Annotated in this window: 8 protein-coding genes; 2 read left to right on the forward strand and 6 right to left on the reverse strand. The window is 73.0% G+C overall.

Annotated elements, in window-relative coordinates; genetic code table 11:
- Position 1: 1 nt before the first annotated feature.
- Genes AB6N24_RS08995 through AB6N24_RS09005 form a run of 3 tightly spaced genes read right to left on the reverse strand, consistent with a single transcriptional unit; the run spans position 2 to position 2,885 of the window.
- Positions 2–814, reverse strand: a complete 813-nt coding sequence (locus tag AB6N24_RS08995) for a hypothetical protein (protein ID WP_412869060.1) — start codon at positions 812–814, stop codon at positions 2–4.
- A 59-nt stretch (positions 815–873) separates the two neighbouring features.
- Positions 874–2,460 carry a relaxase/mobilization nuclease domain-containing protein gene (locus tag AB6N24_RS09000; protein WP_412869061.1) on the reverse strand — a complete coding sequence of 529 codons (1,587 nt, stop codon included), beginning with the start codon at positions 2,458–2,460 and terminating at the stop codon, positions 874–876.
- 26 nt (positions 2,461–2,486) lie between these two features.
- Positions 2,487–2,885 (reverse strand): MobC family plasmid mobilization relaxosome protein, encoded by a 399-nt coding sequence (locus AB6N24_RS09005; protein ID WP_412869062.1) that lies wholly within the window; start codon positions 2,883–2,885, stop codon positions 2,487–2,489.
- Positions 2,886–3,149: 264 nt separating this feature from the next.
- Here AB6N24_RS09005 and AB6N24_RS09010 point away from each other — a divergent pair, with 264 nt between their 5' ends.
- Positions 3,150–3,470, forward strand: coding sequence for a hypothetical protein (locus AB6N24_RS09010; RefSeq protein ID WP_412869063.1), 321 nt, complete (start codon positions 3,150–3,152; stop codon positions 3,468–3,470).
- Between the two features lie 262 nt (positions 3,471–3,732).
- Here the strand turns inward: AB6N24_RS09010 and AB6N24_RS09015 are convergent, their stop codons facing one another.
- The 3 genes from AB6N24_RS09015 to AB6N24_RS09025 all read right to left on the reverse strand — a co-directional run bounded on the left by AB6N24_RS09015 (position 3,733) and on the right by AB6N24_RS09025 (position 5,523).
- Positions 3,733–4,992: a helix-turn-helix domain-containing protein gene (locus tag AB6N24_RS09015; RefSeq protein ID WP_412869064.1), complete on the reverse strand. Its 1,260-nt coding sequence runs from the start codon at positions 4,990–4,992 to the stop codon at positions 3,733–3,735.
- Positions 4,989–5,114, reverse strand: coding sequence for a hypothetical protein (locus tag AB6N24_RS09020; protein WP_412869065.1), 126 nt, complete (start codon positions 5,112–5,114; stop codon positions 4,989–4,991). Before AB6N24_RS09020 ends, AB6N24_RS09015 begins: the two co-directional genes overlap by 4 nt.
- 100 nt (positions 5,115–5,214) lie before the next feature.
- Positions 5,215–5,523: a hypothetical protein gene (locus AB6N24_RS09025; RefSeq protein ID WP_412869066.1), complete on the reverse strand. Its 309-nt coding sequence runs from the start codon at positions 5,521–5,523 to the stop codon at positions 5,215–5,217.
- Between the two features lie 240 nt (positions 5,524–5,763).
- On the opposite strand from AB6N24_RS09025, the gene AB6N24_RS09030 reads away from it, so the two are divergent.
- Positions 5,764–6,803: VldE C-terminal domain-containing protein (locus AB6N24_RS09030; RefSeq protein WP_489672055.1), on the forward strand; the 1,040-nt coding region annotated here is incomplete at its 3' end.

Consider the following 6,803-nt stretch of genomic DNA (forward strand, 5'->3'; position numbering starts at 1 on the left):
ATCAGCGTCCTAGCTCGACCTGCCGTGCCTGACCGATCTGCTGCTGGACCGACCGCCCCGCCTTCGCGCGCGGTGGGCTAGCGACCGCTGCGGCGGGTGCGGCCGCGAACCCCCTGTCCGCGACCAGACGCGCCTCGACGATCTCGGTGTCGAGACCTGCACTCTGCAGGCGGTCGGCGAGTTCCCGGCGCCGTTCGGCGCTGTCGTGAAGCGCAACGCCGACACCGTCGTTGGTCGGGTCATGGTCGGTAAGGATCGCCACGGCCGTGAGCTCATCGGCGCGTGCCGCCCGCCGGACCCGATCGGCATCGACCGCGGCCTCCTCGAAGGTCACCGCGCGGCTCACCGAAGGGTGGGCAACCGGGGCCTCACTGATGACGCGGTAGGGGTCCCGGAGATCCGCTTGCCGGGTGTCGGCGCCGACGGGGTCAGCCGGTGCGGCGGCCGCGAGGTCGACGCCGTAGCGGGTCTGCGCCTGCGTGCGGATGGTCTGCACGGCCGCGGCGGCGTCCTGGTCGAGCGGCGCCCATGCGGTCGCGACCGTCCAGGCGCGGGCGACGTCCTGCTGGGTCGCCTTGTCCCACCACTCGTCTCGGGCGACGACGGCGAGCTCGGCGCGGGCGGCGGCTCGCTCGGCCGCCATTCGCTGCTCGAGGTCGCGGGCGCGTTCCTCGGCGCGGGCCTGTGCCTGGCGCCGCTCGTCGGCGACCATCCGCAGCAGCGGCTCGGCGACCTGGCTGGCCACCATCACCGCGGCCCGCGCGCTCTCGTCGAGGAGCTCCTCGACCCCGTCACTATCGGCCATCGCGCTCACCCATCCCTTCCCCCTGCATCGACTCACCGCGGCGTGCGCCGGCGGTGATCTGACCTGACCTACCGTTCGTGCCCCGAACCGCCCTGATCGAGAGTCGGCGCGGTGTGCGCGGCCTCCCGGGCCGGCTCGAGGGTGTTCGGGACGGGGGACCCGATCGCCGGGGCGGGCGCCTGCCCGGTGGACGCGATCCGCCGGGCCCGAGCGACGTCGCTCTCCGGCACCAGGCGCCCGTGCGCGTCGATGGCCGGCAGCCCGGCCGCAACCGTCGCGAGCTGCCCGCGGACCGCGCGCTCGATCTGCGCGGCGGCCTGCGCCTGCCCGATCGCCCGGTGCGCCTCGTACAGGGCGCGGGTCAGGTTCACCATCTGCCGGAACATCACCGCCTGCGCGGTCTTGGACTGCCCGCCGTGCGCCGCCGCCAGCAGCATCCAGGACGCGCCCTTCACCGCCGCCGACGGGGACGCCTTCGGCACTCGGCTGGGCCGGGTGGTCCCGAACCGGGCGAGGGCGTCGGAGGTCGCGGCGAGCGGCCCGGGCACGGGCTCGACGCGGGTCGACCAGGCGGCGAAGGCCCCCGAGGTTTCCCGGGCGACCTGCGCCCAGGTCGCGGTGTCGTCGACCGGCACCGAGCGGAGCCGGTCGCGCAGCTCGCCGATCTCGGTGGCGTACTGCTGCCACAGCTCGGGGTCCGGGTCGGCGTGCTCGCGGCCCGGGGCGACGGGGCGCTGGCCGCGGCGGGCGGCCTTCCACTCCGCGACCGCCTCGGTCGCGGCCTGCGGGGTGTCCGGCCACTGCTCGCGCAACCGGGGCAGGGTCAGGTCCCGGGCGAGGTGACCGCCGCCGAACCACACCACCGTCTCCCCCGCCGGCGGGCGCACCGCCACCGAGTACCCAGCCACCACGTCCTCACGCCCGGCAGCGAACCGCGGCCGGATCAACAGCCCCTCCCGGCGGGCGCGGCGGACGAACTCGGCCTCGTCGACGCTGGCCGTCGCGGCGGCCCGCACGCGGCGAGCGAGGGTGACGCGCTCGGGCTCGGGGGCGCCGGTGCGCTCCTGGCGGGCCTGCTCGCCCGGCTTGACCCCGCGGGCGCCGCGGGCGGCCTCGCGGGACTCGAGCACGACCAGGCCGTGCTCCTTCTCCAGCTCCCCCGCGATCCGCTGAGCGTGCCGGCGGTCGTTCCACACGCTCGCCTTGGTCCCGTCCTCCCGGACCAGGTTCACCGCGATGTGCACGTGGTCGTTGCCCGCCTTGGACAGCCCGTGCCGGACCGCGACCCACCGGCACGCGGCCTTCCCACCCGACTCCGTGAACCCCATCCGGTCCACGAACGCCGTGGCGATCTGGCCCCACTGCTCGTCGGTCAGCTGACCCTCGTCGGCGCGCAGCGACAGCGAGCAGTGCCACACGTGCCCGTCCCGGTGGCCCACCACGTTCCCGTCGGCGTCCTTGTCCGCGACCAGCACCTGCGTGCCGAACACGCGCGCGGGGTCGTCCAGGTGACGGCCGATCGCCAGCGCACTCACCCGGTCCAGGACGGCGTCATCGTGCCAGGCCATGATCGCCGGGTCCCCTGCGACCAGGTGCGGGTCGGTGTGCTCGTTGGCCCGCCCGTCGCCGGCGAGGTAGACCATCAGCCCACCCATCCGGCCACCCCGGGTGATGTTCGGCATCACGAGACGCGCAGCCCCTCGATCACGCCGTCAACCCGCTCGGCGGTCCGCCGCACCGCGGCCAGCGTCGCCACCAGCTCGTCCTGCACCTCACCCGTGGCGTTCGTCGCCCGCGCGATCTGGTTGACGTTGTTCGACACCGCCGCCAGCAACCGGTACACCCGGAACAGCTCCGCCGCGGCGTTGCGGCGCTCGCTCACGCTCCCCGCCGACCGGTCGGCCAGAGCCGACTCCACCAGCAGACGCGGGACGGTCGTCCCCGCCTCGCCCGCCAGGGCGATCAGCCGGTCGTTCTCCTCGTCCGAGACCGTGACCTTGTACGCCTTCGGCCGGCCCCCAGCCACGTTCGCCTGCCGCCGGCGCCCGAACCTGCGGGCGGGCAACGCCTCCTCAGCCATGCCACTCCCCCGCTCTTCAGGCCCAGCGCAGCGACCCCGCGACCGCGGGGACCACACGACCAGTGTGCCCGCGCCGACCCCTCCAGGTCGAGCGGCCAAGCCACTTAGGGGACCTAAGTGCATAGCTTGCTCCGCGCGCTGAGCCGGAAGGCAGTGTCGCGCGGGTATCAGGCGCGGCAGCGCGCACTCTGCTTCTCGGGTCGCTCCGCGACCCCGGGTTTCGCGGCCTCGCGAACCCGAACGCTCAGAACATGAGGAGGAGCTATGTCAGCGCGCGCCTGGGTGCGCACCGCAGCCGTGGGCGGGGTGGTCGCGCTCACGACCGCCATCGGGGCATCGCCGGCAACGGCGTCGGACGGTGCCGGCGACGACTGCGAGAAGCAGGGCACCTGCCCCGGCGAGGTTGGGGTCTGGTGGTGGGCGCTATGGATCTACCCGTTTGAGCTGGGGAAGGACCTGAGCGTCGAGGGTCACACCACGAGCACCTACGCCAACGGCACCTTCCGCCTGGAAGCGACCAACGGCAGCACCCTGACCTGCTTCGAGACCGCCACGTTGGTCCGGTGCTCGGTGGACTTCCCGTAGGGACCTCCACCACGCAACGCACCCCTCGACCACCTGGGCACGGCCCGAGCTCCATCGCTCCGCGGCTCGGCCCGCGCACAGGTGGACGACGGGACCCAGCCGACCGCCCGCACACAACCGGCGCCCTCACCACGCCGCTGTCGGCTCACCTCGCGCAAGCGCCGGCCGTGCACGGCCTCTGCCGCGTAGCCGGTCATGTCCCACAGACGCGAACGCCCACGGACCGATGGCCCGCGGGGCGTTCGCCTGTCACGCTCGAGCGTTACCGCTGTCCCACACCCGCCGCGAGAGCGGCGGGACGCTCCGAGACGGGTGCCTGCGCCGTGGTCTGCAGGATGCGGGACACCGTCGACTTCGACACCCCCACCTGCTCGGCGATCGCCCGCTGGGACAACCCGCGCGCGGCGAGGGCCACGATCGCAGCCTCCCGGGTCGCGAGCTCCGCGACCCGGACCACCGTGCGGGGGCGTCCCGTCGTCCCGTCCGTCCCACCCCCGTCCCGCACCAGCGCGGGACGCGCGGGAGACGCCGATGTCCCGACGAGCTCGCGCTCGTCCGCGGTGTCCCGCTCGGAGATGTCCCGTCCGCTCGGCGACGACGCGCTCTCGCTGGGCAGCGTCTCGGCGGGTGTCCCACCTGGCCGGGACGGGCGCGCGTCGTCGACGTGTGTCCCGCCGCCAGGAGGGTCCTCCTCGTCATCGCGCACGTCATCGACGATGCGCGGGACCTGCCCGGTGTCCGGGACGGCGAGCGTGTCCCGTCCCGCCGCGGCGTCCCGTCCCGCGGGACGCACCTCCCGTCCCGGAGCGCCGGCGCGCAGGTGTCCCACCGCGGTGCCGGCCGGGAGCAGGTCGACCGCACCGACCGCGGCGAGCACCGCCGGCAGATCGGCGCCCGGCGGGACGACGCGCAGCGCCGCGATGTGCGCGCGGTCCAGACGCCGACGTACCCACCGCCCCCGTCCCGCCCGTATCCGACCGGCCTCCTCCAGGCGGCGCACCACCAACGCCGCGCGCGCGACCGCGAGCAGACGCCGATCCCGGCGCACCTCCACCAGCGTGCGCTCGGCGTGCTCGCGGCGGGCCGCGGTCAGCACCCGCTCCCACAACCACGCCGCCACCAGCGGTGCGGCCACCCGCACCCCGGCAGCGAGCAGCGAGCTCGGGTCGGACTCCCACGACCGCACCCCACCGGTCTCCGGGCCGACGAACTCGTGCGCCCCGGCCAACAGACCCGACACCGCCGAGACCGCCCACACCGCCGCCGCATCCGCCCCACCCGGACGACCCGCCAACGCCGAGGCGCGCGCGAGCAGCGCCGAGCTGATCAGCGCCAGCTCGAGGAAGCCGGCAAGCGCCACAGCGGCAATGAGCGAGAACCCGAGCACGTCCATCGCCAGGGCGGCCATGCCCTGCGCCGCCAGGACCGTCGGGACCACCGCGGCGAGCGACGCGACGACCGTCGCCTGCTGCCGGGCCCGACGCGCGGCCTCGCCCGCCGGTGCCCCCTGCACCGTGCTCACCGGCCCGCCGACCCGGACGGGGCCAGCAGCCCGAGCGCGAGCGCCACCGCGGCCCGGTCGTCGACGTCGACGACCTCGGGCGGCGGGACCGGACGGGACCTCAGGTACGCGAGAATCTTCACGGGGAACCTCCAGTTGAGTTGGGGTGCTTCCTCAGCCCCGGCGGTGTTCGCAGCACCGCCGGGGCACGCTTCTTCCAGCAATCACCTGACCGTGGTCAGGTCAGTGGCCGACCTTGCGGCGGTGGACACCGACGCTGTTCGGCGTTCCCGCGTAGGTGCAGCCCTCCTCGGCACACCTCACCCACGCGCCTCCGGCGACAGCGGCGTCCGTGACGGAGCGGGACCGGCCGTAGCCGTGCTCGGCGAGTAGTCGCGCCACCGACCCGTCGTACTCCGCAGCGAGCAAGGCGCCCTCGGCGACCTTGTCGTGACCTCGAGAGAAGAACGCGCCCAGCGCAGCCTCTCCCCCGCAACCACACCAGCAGATCCCCGTGGGGAGCAGCCGCTCCCGCGTCTGACCGTCGCTCATGTGTTCCAAGATAGCAGTTCTTGCTCGCATATCAAGATGTGCTCACGACTCGTCGGGCTCCACCGGGGCGTGTAGCGGCGGTGTGAGCGGATCTCGATGCTCCCGGCGGGGCGCTGTCGGAGGCCCCCGCTAGCGTCCGACGCGCTTCACATCCGCAACAGAAGGAGCACACCTTTCTTGATCAGCACCCTTGCTCGACGCGCGGCCAGCAGAGCCCGCACGGCAGTCCTCGCCACAGCGATGGCTGTCCTCGTCGGCACTTCGTTGGCTGCGACTGCAGCACCGGCCGCCGCCAGCCCACTGACCGTCGGCCAGCTCGATGGCTACTCCCCCAAGACCACCTATGGCTGCGACAGGGTGGTGAAGCCGGGGACTGAGGGTGTGATCTCGATCCTGAGAAGCGCATACCCGGGGTACAGCGCCAGCCCGGACACCGGTCGGGCGTGCTCGACCGCCTCCGACCACGCTCGGGGCACCGCGATCGACTGGAGCGTGCGGGCCGGCAACAGCGACGGCCAGCAGCTCCTGAACTGGCTCTTCGAAGGCGACGGACAGGGCAACAGCCACATCCGGCTCCGCCGACTCGGCATCTCCTACATCATCTGGAACGACCGGATCTGGACAGCCACCGATGCCACGCGGTCCGCATCCTCCGACGTCTCGACATGGAAGAACTACGACGAAGCGGCGTGCTTCGCGAACAGCGGCAGTGGCGCTGACTGCCTGCACGTGCGGCACATGCACATCTCCCTGGGCGATCGCGGAGCTGACAAGGCGTCGTCGTGGTGGCAGCCGGTCATGGACGGCCACCGAGATCTGCCCAACGGGCAGGCAACCGGCCCAGCGATCCGCTACGTCTACTCGGTGAACAACGGCTCGGTCTGGGAAGCAGCGAGCAACACCTGGCTCAACCAGTCCGCTGGCATCGTCGGCTCGAACGTCGCCGCCATCTCGGTGAACGGCGCCCAGTTCGTCTACACCATCCGCGACGGGGTCGTCTACGAGGCCGCCAGCAACAACGGCTGGATCAACCAGTCGACCGGCATCCTCGCCAGCGACGTCGCAGCGATCGCAGTCGACGGCGTCAAGTACGTCTACACGATCCGCAACGGGGTCGTGTACGAGGCCGCCAGCAACAACGGCTGGATCAGCCAGTCGATGGGCATCCTCGCCTCTGAGCTGGCCGCGACTTCCGCGGGAGGGGTCAAGTACGTCTACACGATCCGCAACGGGGTCGTGTACGAGGCCGCCAGCAACAACGGCTGGATCAGCCAGTCGAT

This window comes from Cellulomonas jepli (assembly GCF_047229345.1).
GTDB lineage: Bacteria > Actinomycetota > Actinomycetes > Actinomycetales > Cellulomonadaceae > Cellulomonas_A.

Bases quoted from the DNA above. Each gene is read 5' to 3' on its own strand.
- AB6N24_RS09000 (WP_412869061.1), bottom strand. From the start codon at position 2,460: ATGGGTGGGCTGATGGTCTACCTCGCCGGCGACGGGCGGGCCAACGAG.
- AB6N24_RS09005 (WP_412869062.1), bottom strand. From the start codon at position 2,885: ATGGCTGAGGAGGCGTTGCCCGCCCGCAGGTTCGGGCGCCGGCGGCAG.
- AB6N24_RS09010 (WP_412869063.1), top strand. From the start codon at position 3,150: ATGTCAGCGCGCGCCTGGGTGCGCACCGCAGCCGTGGGCGGGGTGGTC.
- AB6N24_RS09025 (WP_412869066.1), bottom strand. From the start codon at position 5,523: ATGAGCGACGGTCAGACGCGGGAGCGGCTGCTCCCCACGGGGATCTGC.